Origin of the sequence: Achromobacter animicus (assembly GCF_040775605.1) — a bacterium.
In the GTDB taxonomy this organism is placed as follows: Bacteria; Pseudomonadota; Gammaproteobacteria; order Burkholderiales; family Burkholderiaceae_B; genus Achromobacter; species Achromobacter animicus.
Window position 1 is genome coordinate 3,441,218 of the sequence record NZ_JAYGJK010000001.1, and the last position, 15,600, is coordinate 3,456,817.

Sequence of the window (15,600 nt, forward strand, 5' to 3'; positions counted from 1 at the left end):
CGGCGTCCTTTGAACAATTGTGAAGAAGTTTGCACTGCCCTTCGAACAACTTCACAAGTTGTCCGCGGCACATTGCGATAGCCGCACCGGGCGGCGACTACATGCCATGCCTGGCCTGGCGCATCAGGCGCATCGTCAGCGTCGCAACCGAGCCGACCAGCGCCTCGCCCGAATCCGCATTGCTCATGACCATCACGGCAAGTCTGTCCTGCGGCGCAACGACCCACCGCGAGTGGAACGCTTCCGTCGCACCGCTATGGTCGCGTAGCGATGTCGCGCTAACCAATTCGTCGCCGCAGGGCGCGGCCAGCCATGACAAGGCAAGGCGGCAATCCAGATCCATGCTGCTAACGGCCACGGTTGCCAAACCCAGCAACGTCTGCGCGGATCGCTCGGACAGCACCTGCCCGGCCCCGGATCCGGCGCCGGCTCTGCCTTGCCCGAACAGCATGCTGGAAAAGCGCGCCATCTCGGACGCGCTCATCCACAGGCCATCTGCCGCCGCGTTAGGCTGTGGCGCTTCCGCCCAGGGCTGGCCGCGCCGGTAGCCGGCCGCCCGATGCCCCTTCATGCGCTCGTGCGGATGAAATCCCGCGCGCGGCATGTTCAGGGGTCGAAGAACGGTGCGCCTCACGTACGCGTCAAGCGGTTCTTGTGCCGCATGCGCCACCATGTCGCCCAGCAAGGCATACGCCATGTCGGCACGGGCTCGGCCCATCGTGTCTTCCAGCGTGGCCGGATGCACGTCCAGCAGCGTGCGGGCGGTGAACGGCGCAGCATCCATCCACTGCGCGGCGTCGCGGCGCGGTTCGAGGCGCCCGTACGTCAAGGCGTCGTCAGCCGGCCGGTCCAGCGACAGCAAGCCGTCGTCCGCGGCGCGAAGCACGGCCGCCGCCGTGACGACCTTGCTGATGGCGCCCACGCGATACAGCGTGTCGCCGGTCGCCCGTCGATGCCGTGCCGTGTCCGCGTACCCGAAACCCGTGCTCCAGACGATGCGCTGATCGTCCACGACCGCAATGGAGAGGCCGGGAACCTTGGACACGCCCATTTCGTAAGGGATGCGCTCGGTCAGGTAGTCGACCACCGCCGCATAGTCCCCTTTCTGAATCGTCGCGGGCGCGGCGGGTGGCAACCCCTGGCAACCGCCCACAGCGACGAAGAGCGATCCGATGGCAATCAGGCGGGCAAGCGAGAACATGGATGACGGCAACCCCGTGAAAGAGAAATGCCGAGATGCTATCGATGCGCCACCGCGCGATCCTTCCTGCTTTGTAGGGAGTTTGTGAAGATCTTTGCGCGTGCGTTGCGCGCGCGCCAGGTCGAGTCAGGCGGCATGCCAACGGATAACGAAGCGGGCGCCGCCCAGCGGACTGTCGGACACCAGCGCCTCGCCGTTGTGCCATCGGGCCACACGGCGCACGATGGCCAATCCCAGTCCCGTTCCTCCGGTGCCGCGCGCGCGGCTCTCGTCGAGCCGGATGAAGGGATCGAAAACCCGCTCACGATCCGCAGGCGGCACGCCGGGTCCGTCGTCATCCACCGTCAGCACGTAATGCAGAGGCTCTGGACTGGCCAGTCCAACCTGAACGTTTCCGCCGGCATGCCGGATGGCATTCTGCAGCAGGTTCAGCAACGCGCGCGTCATGTAACGCGGATGCAGCCGGACTTCGCCCGCATCACAGTGCGTCACCTCGCAATGCACACGCGCCCGCTCAGCCTCAAACGACGCGTGCTGCACAACGGAATCGAGCCAGCCGCGGGCATCCTGGGGCTGGAGCGGGATGTCGTCGCGCTTGTGCTCCAAGCGGGCGTACATCAGCAACTCCGATGCCATACTGTCCAGCTCGGCGACATCGTTCTTCATTTCCTCGACAAGACGCTTGCGCGCAGCGGCGTCGGCCTCTTGCTCGATCATGTCCAGTTCGAACGACAACCGGGCGATGGGCGTTCGCAGTTCGTGCGACACCGCGTTGGTCAGCTCGCGCTGATTGCTGATCAGCGCACTGATGCGATCGGCCATCTGGTTGAACGTGTCGCCCAGCCCACGGATGCTGGAAAACCGCGACAATTCGGCGCGCACACGCAGGTCGCCCTGTCCCATCCGTTGCGCGGCGGTCTTCAGCGCTTCCAGATCGCGCCAGACCGGCAGCGCCCACACCAGCATGAATCCACACAACATCACGCCCAGGGCGGCGTAGATGGCGACGATCACCCACGTGCCGACCAGCGGCTCGGGCGGCAGCTTGACCATCAGCCACTGCGCGCCCGGACCGGGTATGGCGGCCACGAAGCTCATCTGGTCGTCGCGCAGGAAGAATCCGCCGGCGTCGATGGTGCGGCGTTCCACATCGGTCAGCGCAAATTCCGCCGCGTTGTAGTCGGCCGGATTCAGGACCTGCAACGCCAAGCCGTAATGGGGCGCCAACGTGTTGCGCACGTAGTCGGGGCGCGCCTCGGGCGGCACATGGGCCAGTTCCTGCTTCAGGCTGTGCAGCTGACCGCGCACGGCTTCACGCGTGTAGTTGGTTGTCTCGGACTCAAAGAGATAGTTCGCCGCCCGGTCCACCACCTCGTTCGACAGCACGAACCCGATGGCCAGCACCACGAAAATGCGCAGGACGAACCTAAGCATTGCCCAGCTCGTGGACCTTGGGCGAGAACAGGTAGCCCTTGCCCCAAATGGTCTTGATGCGCGCCGGGTCACGCGGATCGTCGTCCAGCTTGCGGCGCAACTTGCTGATGCACACGTCCACGGTGCGATCGAGCCCGTTGAACTCGATGCCGCGCACGGCGTTGAGCAGATCGTCGCGCGTCAGCACTTGGCCGGCCTGGCTAGCCAACGCCCACAACATTTCAAATTCCAGCGTCGTCAGGTCGACCTCGGCGCCGGCCAGCACGACCGCGCGGGTCTGACGGTCGATCGACAACGGTCCGAACACCAGGAGTTCAGGCTGCAGTTCAGCCTGGTTGTGACGACGCATCAGGGCGCGGATCCGCGCCAGCAGAACACGCGGCTCCACGGGCTTGATGACGTAATCGTCTGCGCCGGATTCCAGACCCAGGATTTGATCCACGTCGTCTTCGCGGGCAGTCAGCATCAGGATCGGCGCAGACGAGAACGCCCGCAGATCCCGGCAGACCTGCAGGCCGTCTCGGCCAGGCAGCATCAGATCCAGAATGGTGATGGCCGGCTCGTGACGACGAAACGCATCCACCGCATGATCACCACGATACGCCTGAACAACATTGAATCCGTGTTGTTCCAGAAACTGCGCGATCAGGCGCGCCAGCTTCGCATCGTCTTCGACTAACAAGGCCTTGGTCATGGTGTGGAGACAGAGTTTCACGCACCGGCACAGTGCATTTTGGCGGCAAGCATACACCGAAAGAATTTCGGGTCGCGTGTGCGCTGTTGAGGGCAATGGGCGGAGCGGCATGCGCTGAACACCCCGCGCGCCGCAAACGTGGCGGGGCTTGCAGGCCATACATACCGTCAGAATTGTTACCGGTCGCCCGTGTACCTTTCTGATACATTGGCGCCTCAAAAATCATGAAAAAGCGAGGCCAGCCTCACCGCGCGGCAGCCGCCGTGCGTGAGACATGCACGCACAACGTCAAGCAACAACGTGCCGCGTTCAGGCGCCTCAGTCTCAATCGTCGATCTTCGGGGTAACAATCAAAATGAGAAAAATTGCACTGCTTGTGGTTTTGCCTGCGCTGCTCGCGGGTTGCACTTCCGCGCAGATGAGCATGATTACCGGCAAGCGGAACAAGACCTACAACGACGTCAATGCAGCATGGGTGGGCAGCACCGAAGAGCAACTGGTTTCCAAGTGGGGACCGCCCAAGAAGAGCTACACGCTTGAAAGCGGTGCAAGAATTATTTCGTACGAAGAAATCTGGGGCCCGATTTCGGCTTATCACGTGTGCGTCGAGAAGTTCATGATCGAAAAGGGCATCGTGACGAAGTGGGGTCTGTCGGGTTGCCCGGCGCGCATGACGGGCTCGATGCCGGCGGAAACGCCGATTCCGCAACCGACGATGTAAAACCCGCGTCGCAGATTCAATACCACCGACGCTCGAAGTACCCGGCACACTTCAAGTCCGGGTACTCGTCGAGCGGCAATCACGACAGGCCCAAGCGCACGGCTTACTCGTTAAGCGACATCGGCCGCGATCCTCCCGGCGGCAGGCCGAACACGCGCCTGATCGCATTCAAAAACGCGCCGTAAGGCCGGCCCAGCACCAGCATCATCACGGCCGCGCCCAATATCCCTCGCAACAGGCCCTCGCCCGATGCCCCGCTGATCGCGATGATCGCGGCGTAAATAGGCACCTGGAAAGTCATCAGCGCCACGCTATCCCAAAGCAGCCGGGACACGCGCGTGTCCTTCGCGCGCCGCATTATCCAATCGCGCCAGAGACCGTAAGGCCTACCTACCGGAATCATCAGCGCACCGCCGAACAGCCGCGCGTGGAACACCTGTTCCCACGTCATTCCCGCGATCCAGCGCTCATTGATGATGCCTGTCGTCGTAAAGAACAGGATCAGCGCAACGGTGTCGGCAATATAGGAGCGCGTGGATAGCGGCGAGGTGGTCTTGTCCGTCACGTGCCGTTCCCCCGGCATCTGTTCTGCCTGCCGGCGCCCGAATCTGTATATGGCGGCACGTTCCCCGGCCCGCTAGACTGCGACGACCTTCGACTCCGAAAAGCGCCCTGCCCGCGGTAGCCAACATGCTGAAAATATTGGGAAAAGCCTCGTCCATCAACGTGCGTAAAGTGCTGTGGACGTGCGCTGAACTGAATTTGCCGTTTGATCGCGAAGACTGGGGCAGCGGTTTCCGGCCCACGTCCGAACCGGAGTTTCTGGCGCGCAATCCCAATGCCATGGTGCCCGTGATCCAGGATGGCGATTTCGTGCTGTGGGAGTCGAACACCATCATCCGCTATCTGGCGGGCCAGTATCAGGGGCAACACCTGTATCCGGCCGAGCCGAAGCTGCGGGCGCGGGTGGACCAGTGGATGGATTGGCAGGCAACCGACTTGAACCGGTCCTGGAGCTACGCCTTCATGGCGTTGGCGCGGCAGTCGCCCGCGCACCGGGACGAGGCCGCCATCGAGGCGTCGTGCCGCGACTGGGCCCGGTTCATGGGGATTCTGGACCAGCGGCTGGCCGCCACCGGCGCTTATGTGGCCGGCGATGCATTCACGCTGGCCGACATTCCGGTGGGGCTGTCGGTGAACCGCTGGTTCGAGACGCCGTTCGAAAAGCCCGCGCTGCCAGCCGTGGCGGCGTACTACGACCGGCTGGCGCAGCGCGACGGCTACCGGCAGTACGGCCGCAACGGCACGGCTTGAGGAAAGCGCCCGCGGGCGCACTCCCCCTATTTCACGACGCCGCAAACGATACGTCCGCCTCCGCCGCCCAGCGGCTCGGGCTTGTCGCTGTAGTTGTCGCCGCCAGCGTGGATCATCAACGCCCGGCCCTTCACGTCAGCCAGCTTCAGGTGCGGCGCAAGCACGGTTTTCGTCGCGCTGCCATCGGCCGCGACGGTGAGGAACGGCAGGTCACCCTGATGTCCGTCGGTCGCCATCGGCCCCTTGTGCGCCTTGGTGCCCTTGGGATCCAGGTGCCCGCCCGCACCGCCGCCCGGCGCGGTCTTGCCGCTTACCGGGCCGGGCTCGCACGAGCCTTTCTCGTGCACATGAAAGCCGCGCTCGCCGGGCGGCAGGCCTTTGAGGTGGGGCGTGAATTGCAGCCCTTCCTTGGTGTCTTTCAGGGTGATGGTGCCGGCGCTCTTGCCGACGCCATCGGGCGTCAGGAACGACATCGAGACGTCTTCGGCCAGCGCCGCGCTGGACGCGCCCGCCAATGCCAGCGCCGTGACAAGCATCGAGAATTTCTTCATGAATTGCCTCCGGGAAAGATGCCCGCAAGCTGCGGGCGGCCATCGGTAAGGCGCGCCTCGCGCAGCCGGCGGCGCAGATGAAGATAGCACCGGGGCCGGGCGGTCCGCCAGAAAACTTCGTTCCTGATACAAGGTTGTGACACGGTGTGGGGAAAGGCCGAAGCCCCTGCCTAGCCGTTCACGATCAGGACCACCGCATGCAGCAGCACGCCGATCAGGCCGCCCACCAGCGTGCCGTTGAAGCGGATGTACTGAAGATCGCGCCCCACACTGAGTTCCAGTTCGTCGACCAGATGACGTTCGTCCCAGTTCTTGACGGTGCGCGAAATGTGCTCGGTGACGCCAACACGCAGCCGTCCCGTCAGACGCCGCGCGCCGCCCAGGATGTGGTTGTTGATGGCTTCTCGCAGGCCGGGGTCTTCGCCAAGCTTGCGCGCCAGCGCCAGCAGCGCGCTTTCCAGATGCGCGGCCAGCGCGGAATGTTCGTCCGCCAGGTCGCGCCGCAGCGCAGCATGGATGTCGTCCCACAGGCCTTGAACGTATTCCTGGACCTTGGGGTGGTCGATGGCGCGCTGCTTCAGGGCTTCGACCTGGCTGGCCAGCGCCGGGTCGGTCTTCAGGCGTTCGATGTAGTTCATCACCCACGCCTCGTAGTCGCGGCGCACGGGGTGGTCGGGCTCGGACAGCACGTCGCGCAGCTCTTCGACCAGCGCGCGCGCCAGGCGGTCGGCCAGGTTGTCGGCGATGTTGTCGACGGACTTGACCACGTCAACGGCGGCGATGATGCGCGGCCATTCCTTGCGGGCGAACTTCACGAGCAGGGTCGACGCGCGCTCCTTGACGTCTTCCTCGGCCAGGTAGCCGCCCAGGCGTTCCATCGCGGCGTCCAGCAGCTCCTGGTGCCGCCCGTCGCGGGTCAACAGGCCCAGCACCTCGCCGGCGGTGCCCGCCGCATCCCAGCGGCGCAGATTGCTGACGACGAATTCCTGGATGACACCGCGCACGGCCCGATCGTCCAGCAGGTCCAGCGTCTGCAGCGCCACGCGGCGGGCCCCATCGCTCAGGGCGTGCGCCTGCGCGGGCCGGGCCAGCCAGCGGCTCAGCCGCGCGGCGGGATCGAAGACGCGCAGCTTTTCAATGAGGGTGTCGGGGTCCAGGAAGTGATCGCGCACGAAGATCGCCAGGCTGTCGCCGATGCGGTCCTTGTTGCTGGGGATGATGGCGGTGTGCGGAATGGGCAGACCCATCGGCCGCCGGAAGAGCGCAACCACGGCGAACCAGTCGGCCAACGCGCCAACGGTGGCTGCCTCGCAAAACGCCCGCACCCAGGCCCACGCGCCCTGCCCGCCCATGACGTGACTGGTGATGAAACCGCTGACCATGGCGACCAGCAGCGCCAGCGCCCCGATCTTCATGCGGCGCAATTGCGCGCGCCGCGCATCGGCATCCAGTGCGGTGTGCGCGCCGGCGATTCGTTGGGGTTGGGTAGTGTCGGTCATGAAGGATCCGGTGATGCAAGCCCCGAGCATACCAATCGATGGCGGCCCGGCCATTTCACCCGGAAACCGCCATCGGCCCTACTCGCTCAGGAACTCCGACAACGCCTCCAACCCTTCGATATGATCGGCCACCACCTTCGCGATGAAGGCAATGGGCACGGACAACAGCGTTCCCCAGATGCCCCACAGCCACGTGAAAAGCAGCAGCAGGATGAACACGGCCACGGCGTTCATCCGTGCGATGCGGCCAGACATCCAGGTCGTGACGACGACGCCCATCAACAACGCAATGGCGACGGAACTCATGGAGATGGCCAGTGCGGGACCGAGCTCACCGAACTGCACCAGTCCCGCGACGCCAGTGCCGACCGCCGTCATCAGCGGGCCGAAGTACGGGATGATGTGCAGCGCGCCCGCCACCACCGCCCAGGTCGCAGCGTTTTCCAATCCCAGCAGGCGGAAGGCGCCCCATGACAGCAGCCCCAGCGCCACATTGGTCACCAGCATCATCGCCATGTACATGTGGATCGAGTTGTTGATCTGGTCCAGCATGTGCACGCTGATCTTCTTTTGCGACAACGTCTTGCCGGCCATCTTTACGAACTTGCGCTTGAACGCGTTGCCCGACAGCAGCAGGAAGAAAACCAGGAACACGCACATGGTGGCCTGCCCGACGAAGGTGGCCAGCCCCTTGGAGCCCCACAGCAGGATGTCGCTCAGCCCGCCGTCCGACTTGGCCACGACGACGCGACCGCCGGGCTTGGGCGCACCCGACTCCTGCAGGATGCTTGCTGCGTTGCGCAATTTTTCCATCAGGGAGCCGTCGCCGCTCAAGAGGCCGCCCAGCGTGCGGGACAGCTTGCTTGATATCTCGGGGAGCGCATTGATGATGTCGGCGACCTGGTCCTGCGTGACGTAGATGACGCCCACGATCCCGACGGCGATGGCCGACATCACGATGACGGTGCCCAGCGAGCGCGGCACGCGATATCGCTCCATCAAGGCGACGACGGGATCCAAGGTATAGGCGACCACAATCGCCATCACCACCGGAACGATGAATTCCTGCCCCGCCTTCAGGCCAAACAACACGGCAAGGACAGTCAGCGTCACCAGACAAAAGCCGCTGACGCGCACGAGCGGCGTGGGCGACGGCGGCTTGATGAGACCGGCGTCCTGCGCCGTGACTTTTTCCTCGGAAGGATCGGGCTTTGCCGCCGCCGGCTCGGCCTTTTTTTCGGCGGCCTCGGCCGCTACGGGTTCCGGGCCTTCCCTCTGCGGCGAAGTGACCACTGGCGTCGCGCTGTCCATCTTTCCCCTCACATCCGTTTTGCGAAGGCCGTCAGCAAGTTGCGTGCCCGGCAGGTTCAGCCGCTGCTGATTGCCAGCAGACCCGGCTCGCCCTCGTGCTGCCGCTGCGCCCGCTCCAGGATGAATTCAATGATCATTGCGAGCGCCCGCGGATGGTGGCGATTCGGCATGTACAGCATATACATGCCGCGCCCAAAAATGCTCAAGCGCCAGTCGGTCAGCGCGGGGACAAGCTCGCCGCGCGCAATGTCCTCGTGCACCACATAATCCGGCACCACGCCGACGCCCAGGCCCGCGCGGATGGCGTCGCGCAGGAAGGCATAGTTGCGGGAAATGACGGTGGGTTCCAGGACGACATGCTGGCGGGGCTGGCCGCCGTAGTACGCCGACAGGCGCAGCGGCCGGCCGATCACGGCGGCGCTGATGACGGGCGTGCCGGCCAGATCTTCGGGCCGCTGGGGAAGCCCGCGGCTTTCCGCGTAGTCCCTGGACGCACAGGCCACGTAGCGGACCTGGCCGAGTTCGCGCGCGACCAGATGCTGCGGCGGTTCGGACATGATGCGCACGGCAATGTCGACTTCGTCGCGCAGCAGGTCTTCGACGCTGTTTTCAAACAGCACGTCCAGCACGATGTCGGGATAGGTTTTCTTGAACTCAAGCAGCCAGGGCGTCATCACGAACTGCCCGTAGCCGCTGGGCACGCTCAGGCGCACCTTGCCCTGCGGTGTCTTGCCCAGTGTTTCGATCGATTCGCGCGCGGCTGCGAGCTCATCCTGGATGCTGCGCCCGTGCTTGTACAGCTTCAGGCCGATCTCGGTGGGTTCCACGCGCCGCGTCGTGCGCCGCACCAGCTGCATGCCGACCGAACGCTCCAATTGGCTCAGGTGATAGCTGACGTTGGCGCGCGTCATCTTCAGGCGGCGCGCGGCCTCGCTGAGATTGCCCGCGTCCAGGATTTCAACCAGCAGGGTGAGGGATTTGGTGTCCATGGCGGCGCTCCTTGCCGTGCATTGTCAAATTTTCTTGTCCGGAGTGTCAATTATCGATGTCATTGTCAAGACATCTTTGCTGCGGAAGAATAAAGCCATAAGAGACGGGCCACCCCTGGCCCGCCAAGGCTCCGTTCGCGCCAGGCGTCGGCGCACCGGCATGCCGGCGCGGCGCGCGAGCAGGAAGCATCATTGGAGACACTGTCCATGACAGACAGCGCAAGCACCGGCGCGGCCCAGACGCGCCGCTACGAAGACATTCTGGTCATCGTCATCGACCATCCCCCCGTGAATGCACTGAGCGCCGCCGTGCGTCGAGACTTGTCCGACGCCATCGCACAGGCGCAGACGGACGCGCGGGTCCGCGCGATTCTGCTGATGGGCGCTGGCAAGAACTTTATCGCGGGCGCGGACATCCGCGAGTTCGGCAAGCCGCCGCAACCGCCCCTGCTGCCCGACCTATGCAACCAGATCGAAGCCAGCGCCAAGCCGGTCGTCGCGGCGCTGCACGGCGCAACGCTGGGCGGCGGGCTGGAGATTGCCTTGGCGGCGCACTATCGCGTGGCGCTGGCCACTGCCAAGCTGGGCCTGCCCGAAGTGAACCTGGGCCTGTTGCCCGGCGCGGGCGGCACGCAGCGCGCGCCGCGCCTCATGGGCGCACAGGCCGCGCTGGACCTGATGCTGACCGGCAAGCACTTGCCCGCCGAAGCCGCCCTGGCTTCGGGGCTGGTCGACGCGCTGTCCACTGAGGAAGATCCGCTGGACGCAGGCCTTGCCTACACGCGCGAACTGCTGGCGCTGAACGCCGGCCCGCGCCGCACGCGTGATGCGGCCGAGGCCCTCGCAGACCGGCAAGCGCAACTGGCGGTGGTGGATGCCGCCGCCGAACGCGTCGCCGCTACCACCCGCGGCCTGTACTCGCCTGCAAAGATTGTCGACGCGGTGCGCGCAGCCATCGAACAGCCCTTCGACGAAGGCCTGCGCATCGAGCGCGCGCTCTTCCTGCAATGCCTGGACAGCCCGCAGCGCGCGGCTCTGGTCCACGCGTTCTTTGCCGAGCGCGAAACCGCGAAGATCCCCGAGCTGAAGGAAGCGCGCCCGCGTCGTCTTGAGCGCGTGGGCATCGTCGGCGGCGGCACCATGGGCGCGGGCATCGCCGTGGCGGTGCTGGATGCGGGGCTGCCGGTCGTGATGGTGGAACAGGACGAGGCCGCGCTGGCGCGGGGCCGGGCGCGCGTCGAACAGGTGTACGACCTGCTGGTCAAGAAAGGCCGGATCACCGCCGACGACCGCGCAGCGCGCATGGCGCGCTACACCGGAGCCACCAGCTATGACGCGCTGGGCGAGGCCGACCTCATCATCGAAGCCGTGTTCGAGGACATGGCCGTCAAGCAGGCCGTCTTCGCGCAACTGGATCGCGTTGCCAAGCCCGGCGCCGTGCTGGCCACCAACACCTCTTACCTGGATGTGGACCGCATCGCCGAAGCGACGCGCGGACCGGCCGACGTGCTGGGGCTGCACTTCTTCTCGCCGGCCAACATCATGAAGCTCATGGAGATCGTGGTCGGCCGCCACACCGCGCCGGACACCGTGGCAACCGGCTTCGAGCTGGCACGACGGCTGCGCAAGATTCCCGTGCGCGCGGGCGTGTGCGATGGCTTCATCGGCAACCGCATCCTGGCCGTGCACCGGCAGGCGGCGGACATGATGATGGAGGATGGCGCCTCGCCTTATGACATCGACGCCGCCGTGCGCGCGTTTGGCTATCCGATGGGTCCGTACCAGATGGCCGATCTGGCCGGCGGAGACATCGGCTGGGCGACGCGCAAACGCCGCGCCGCCACCCGCGACCCGGCGCTGCGCTACGTGCAGATTCCTGACCGCCTCTGCGAGCGCGGCTGGTTTGGTCAGAAGACCGGCCGCGGCTTTTATCTGTATCCCGACGGGGCGCGCCAGGGCACGCCGGACCCGGAAGTGCTTGCCATCATCGACGAAGAACGCCGACGCGCCGGTGTCACGCCGCGGCCGTTCACGCAGGAAGACATCCTGCGCCGCTACCTGGCCGCGATGGTCAACGAAGCGGCGAACGTGCTGCACCAGGGCATCGCGCTGCGACCGTCCGACATCGACGTCGTGTTCCTGTCCGGCTATGGCTTTCCGCGCCACCGCGGCGGCCCGATGCACTACGCCGACAGCGTGGGCCTGCAAAGCATTCTTGCCGACATCCGCAGTTATGCGAAGGAAGACCCCGCGTTCTGGAAGCCGTCGCCGCTGCTCGTGGAACTGGCCGAGTCCGGCCGCACCTTCGGCAGCCTGAACGCCGCCTGATCCGAATTCATCCTAGGAACCCTCATGCGTGAAGCCGTCATCGTTTCCACTGCCCGCACCCCCATCACCAAGGCGGGGCGCGGCGAATTCAACCTGATTGCCGGGCCCACGCTGGCCGCGCACGCCGTGCGCGCCGCCGTGGACCGCGCCGGCATCGACCCCGCGCTGATCGAAGACGCGTTCATCGGCTGCGGCTATCCGGAAGGCGCCACCGGGCGCAACATCGGCCGCCAGGCCGTGATCCGCGCGGAGCTGCCCGTCAGCGTCGGCGGCGCCACCATCAACCGCTATTGCGCATCCGGCCTGCAGGCGATCGCGTCGGCCGCGAGCCGCATCGTGATGGACGGCGCACCCGCCGTGATTGCGGGCGGCGTCGAGCTGGTGTCGCAGATCCGCACCCGCGACGATGGCGTCAGCGGCATGGACCCGTGGATCGTCGCCAACAAGCCCGAGCTCTATCTGCCCATGATCGAGACCGCCGACATCGTGGCTGCCCGCTACGGCATCAGCCGCGAGGCGCAGGACCGCTTTGCCGCGCAAAGCCAGGCGCGCACCGAGGCCGCGCAAGCCGCGGGCCGCTACCGCGAGGAAATCATTCCGGTCACCACCACCATGTCCGTCACGGACCGCGCCACCGGGGTGGTCACCGAACGCGAAGTGACGGTGGACAAGGACACCTGCAACCGTCCCGGCACGACTTACGAGGCGCTGGCCGGCCTGGCGCCCGTGCGCGGCGACGGCCAATTCGTCACGGCGGGCAATGCCTCGCAGTTGTCCGACGGCGCGGCCGCCTGCGTGCTGATGGAAGCGGCCGAGGCGCAGCGCGCCGGCATCCGTCCGCTGGGCGCCTTCCGCGGCCTTGCCATCGCCGGCTGCGAGCCGGACGAAATGGGCATCGGCCCGGTCTACGCGGTGCCCAAGCTGCTGGCGCGCCACGGCCTGAAAGTGCAGGACATCGACCTGTGGGAGCTGAACGAGGCCTTTGCCTCGCAGGCCCTGTATTGCCAGGAAAAGCTGGGCATCCCCATGGACCGCCTGAACGTGGACGGCGGTTCCATTGCGCTGGGTCACCCCTTCGGCGTCACCGGCGCGCGGCTGGCTGGCCATGTCCTGATCGAAGGCCGCCGCCGCGGCGCCCGCTATGCCGTCGTCACGATGTGCATTGGTGGCGGCATGGGCGCGGCCGGCCTGTTTGAAATCTACTGAGAGACCCGCATGGATCTGGAATTCACCCCCGAAGAAATCGCCTTCCGCGACGAAGTGCGCGCCTTTCTGGACGCCAGGCTGCCCCGGCGTCTGGCGGACAAGGTTGGCGAAGGCAAGCTGCTGACGCGTGACGACATGACCAAATGGCACGCGATCCTGAACGCGCAAGGCTGGCTGGCCACGCACTGGCCCGAGGAATACGGCGGCACCGGCTGGACGGCTGCGCAGAAGTACATTTTCGACAACGAATGCGCACTGGCCAACGCCCCGCGCATCGTGCCGTTCGGCCTGAGCATGCTGGGGCCCGTGCTGATCAAGTACGGCACCGAGGCGCAGCGCCGGTACTGGCTGCCGCGCATTCTCGACGGCTCGGACTGGTGGTGCCAGGGCTACTCCGAACCCGGCGCGGGCTCGGACCTGGCGTCGCTGAAAACCACCGCCGTGCGCGATGGCGACAGCTACGTCGTCAACGGCCAGAAGACGTGGACCACGCTGGGCCAGTACGCCAACATGATCTTCTGCCTGGTGCGAACCTCGCAGGAGGGCCGGCGCCAGGAAGGCATCAGCTTTCTCCTGATCGACATGAACAGCCCGGGCATCGAAGTGCGCCCCATCATCACGCTGGACGGTGAACACGAAGTCAATGAAGTGTTCTTCTCGGACGTGCGCGTGCCCGTCGAAAACCTGGTGGGCGAAGAGAACCGCGGCTGGACGTGCGCCAAATATCTGCTGACCTATGAGCGCACCAATATTGCGGGCGTGGGCCAGTCCACGGCCGCGCTGGAACGCCTGAAGGCCGTGGCCGCGCGGCAAAAGCGGCATGGCCGCCCGCTGACCGAAGACCCGGATTTTGCCGCGCGGCTGGCGCGCGTCGAGATCGAGCTGGCCAACATGCGCACGACCAACCTGCGCGTGGTCGCGGCCGTGGCCGGCGGCGGCGCGCCTGGCGCGGAGAGTTCGATGCTGAAGATCCGCGGCACCCAGATCCGCCAGGAGATCAGCGCCTTGAACCGCCGCGCCATGGGACCGTACGCACGCCCCTTTGTGCCCGAGGCGCTGCACGATGGCTACGATGCGCCGCCCATCGGCCCGGACGGCGCCAACAGCGCCGCAGCGCAGTACTTCAACAACCGCAAGCTGTCGATCTTCGGCGGCTCCAATGAAATCCAGAAGAACATCATCTCCAAGATGATCCTGGGACTGTAAGGGCTGGCCATGAATTTCGAACACACCGAAGACCGGCGCATGCTCTCGGACATGCTGCGCCGCTTTGTCGCCGAGCAATACGACTTTGCCACCCGCATGCGCCACGCCGAATCGCCGCAGGGGTACAGCCCTGAATTCTGGCATCGCTACGCAGAGCTGGGCGCCATCGGCGCGCTGTTCACCGAGGCGGACGGCGGGCTGGGCGGCGCGGGCTTTGACATCTCTGTCGTCTTTGAAGCGCTGGGCCGCGGCATGGTCGTGGAACCCTTCCTGGATGCGGTGATGGTGGGAAGCGCGATCGCATCAAAGGGCACGCCCCAACAGCGCGAGGCGCTGGAAGGCCTGATCGCCGGCAGCCTGACCGCCGCGCTGGCCCACGCCGAGCCGCAATCCGGCTACGACCTCAACCAGGTGCAGGCGCGTGCGCAACGCAGCGCCGACGGCTGGGTGCTCAATGGCGCCAAGGCCGTCGTCTACGCGGGCGAACACGCGGATCTATTCCTGGTGTCGGCGCGTACGTCGGGCGCTGATGACGATGAGGCCGGCATCAGCCTCTTTCTGGTGACCAGGGCCACGCCCGGCCTGAGCCTGCGGGGCTACGGACTGATCGACGGCGGGCGCGCCGCGGAGCTTGTGCTGGACAACGTGCAGCTTGGACCCGGCGCGTTGCTGGGCGAGGCGGACGCCGGTTACCCGCTGCTGGAGCGCGCCGTGGGACGCGGCATCCTGGCGCTGTGCGCGGAGGCCGTCGGCGCCATGGACTGCGCGCGCGACGCCACGCTGGAATACCTGCGCACGCGCCGCCAGTTTGGCGCACCGCTCGGCAGCTTCCAGGCCTTGCAGCATCGCATGGCCGACGTGCTGCTGGAGATCGAACAGGCGCGCTCGGCCGTCATCAACGCCGCCGCCGCCGTCGACCACCCCGACCGCGTCACACGCGAACGCGCGCTGTCGGCCGCCAAGGTCACCATCGGGCGCATCGGCACGCTGGTGGCCGAAGAATGCATCCAGCTGCATGGCGGCATCGGCATGACCTGGGAGTTGCCGCTGGCGCACTACGCCAAGCGCCTGGTCATGATCGACCATCAGTTGGGCGACGAAGACCACCACCTGCGCCGCTACATTGCGCTGGGGCAGGCATGAACG

The 15,600-nt window shown here is 66.0% G+C and carries 14 protein-coding genes; 6 read left to right on the top strand and 8 right to left on the bottom strand.

The features are described 5' to 3' along the window. Nucleotides 1–97 precede the first annotated feature (97 nt). The 3 genes from AB3147_RS15595 to AB3147_RS15605 form a co-directional block, all read right to left on the bottom strand. On the bottom strand, nt 98–1,201 hold the full coding sequence (locus tag AB3147_RS15595; RefSeq protein WP_367352355.1) for a serine hydrolase domain-containing protein: 1,104 nt from the start codon (nt 1,199–1,201) through the stop codon (nt 98–100). 126 nt (nt 1,202–1,327) lie between these two features. Next, entirely contained in the window at nt 1,328–2,635 is a 1,308-nt protein-coding gene (locus tag AB3147_RS15600; RefSeq protein WP_218344140.1) for an ATP-binding protein, read from the bottom strand. Further along, nucleotides 2,628–3,329, bottom strand: coding sequence for a winged helix-turn-helix domain-containing protein (locus AB3147_RS15605; RefSeq protein ID WP_367353546.1), 702 nt, complete (start codon nt 3,327–3,329; stop codon nt 2,628–2,630). Before AB3147_RS15605 ends, AB3147_RS15600 begins: the two co-directional genes overlap by 8 nt. 424 nt (nt 3,330–3,753) lie before the next feature. On the opposite strand from AB3147_RS15605, the gene AB3147_RS15610 reads away from it, so the two are divergent. Then, nucleotides 3,754–4,050: a hypothetical protein gene (locus tag AB3147_RS15610; RefSeq protein WP_239212621.1), complete on the top strand. Its 297-nt coding sequence runs from the start codon at nt 3,754–3,756 to the stop codon at nt 4,048–4,050. 103 nt (nt 4,051–4,153) lie between these two features. Here AB3147_RS15610 and alaE read toward each other — a convergent pair whose 3' ends face one another. Beyond that, nucleotides 4,154–4,615, bottom strand: a complete 462-nt coding sequence (alaE, locus tag AB3147_RS15615; protein WP_367352356.1) for an L-alanine exporter AlaE — start codon at nt 4,613–4,615, stop codon at nt 4,154–4,156. Between the two features lie 125 nt (nt 4,616–4,740). Between alaE and AB3147_RS15620 the strand changes: the two genes are divergently transcribed. Beyond that, a complete protein-coding gene (locus tag AB3147_RS15620; protein ID WP_175121233.1) occupies nt 4,741–5,364 on the top strand; it encodes a glutathione S-transferase family protein in 624 nt (207 codons plus the stop codon). 26 nt (nt 5,365–5,390) lie between these two features. Here the strand turns inward: AB3147_RS15620 and sodC are convergent, their stop codons facing one another. The 4 genes from sodC to AB3147_RS15640 form a co-directional block, all read right to left on the bottom strand. Beyond that, nucleotides 5,391–5,915: a superoxide dismutase family protein gene (gene sodC / locus AB3147_RS15625; RefSeq protein ID WP_105239237.1), complete on the bottom strand. Its 525-nt coding sequence runs from the start codon at nt 5,913–5,915 to the stop codon at nt 5,391–5,393. 170 nt (nt 5,916–6,085) lie between these two features. Beyond that, nucleotides 6,086–7,414 carry a DUF445 domain-containing protein gene (locus AB3147_RS15630; protein ID WP_239212619.1) on the bottom strand — a complete coding sequence of 443 codons (1,329 nt, stop codon included), beginning with the start codon at nt 7,412–7,414 and terminating at the stop codon, nt 6,086–6,088. Nucleotides 7,415–7,492: 78 nt separating this feature from the next. Further along, complete coding sequence (locus AB3147_RS15635) at nt 7,493–8,725, bottom strand: AI-2E family transporter (RefSeq protein WP_175183689.1); 1,233 nt, start codon at nt 8,723–8,725, stop codon at nt 7,493–7,495. A gap of 56 nt (nt 8,726–8,781) precedes the next feature. Beyond that, nucleotides 8,782–9,714 carry a LysR family transcriptional regulator gene (locus AB3147_RS15640; RefSeq protein WP_175121231.1) on the bottom strand — a complete coding sequence of 311 codons (933 nt, stop codon included), beginning with the start codon at nt 9,712–9,714 and terminating at the stop codon, nt 8,782–8,784. Between the two features lie 207 nt (nt 9,715–9,921). Between AB3147_RS15640 and AB3147_RS15645 the strand changes: the two genes are divergently transcribed. Genes AB3147_RS15645 through AB3147_RS15660 form a run of 4 tightly spaced genes read left to right on the top strand, consistent with a single transcriptional unit; the run spans nt 9,922 to nt 15,597 of the window. Next, on the top strand, nt 9,922–12,042 hold the full coding sequence (locus AB3147_RS15645) for a 3-hydroxyacyl-CoA dehydrogenase NAD-binding domain-containing protein (RefSeq protein WP_367352357.1): 2,121 nt from the start codon (nt 9,922–9,924) through the stop codon (nt 12,040–12,042). A gap of 24 nt (nt 12,043–12,066) precedes the next feature. Next, nucleotides 12,067–13,248 carry an acetyl-CoA C-acyltransferase gene (locus tag AB3147_RS15650; RefSeq protein WP_367352358.1) on the top strand — a complete coding sequence of 394 codons (1,182 nt, stop codon included), beginning with the start codon at nt 12,067–12,069 and terminating at the stop codon, nt 13,246–13,248. Nucleotides 13,249–13,257: 9 nt separating this feature from the next. Then, nucleotides 13,258–14,454, top strand: a complete 1,197-nt coding sequence (locus AB3147_RS15655; protein WP_367352359.1) for an acyl-CoA dehydrogenase family protein — start codon at nt 13,258–13,260, stop codon at nt 14,452–14,454. A gap of 9 nt (nt 14,455–14,463) precedes the next feature. Continuing rightward, nucleotides 14,464–15,597 carry an acyl-CoA dehydrogenase family protein gene (locus AB3147_RS15660; RefSeq protein ID WP_175136260.1) on the top strand — a complete coding sequence of 378 codons (1,134 nt, stop codon included), beginning with the start codon at nt 14,464–14,466 and terminating at the stop codon, nt 15,595–15,597. Nucleotides 15,598–15,600: the final 3 nt, after the last annotated feature.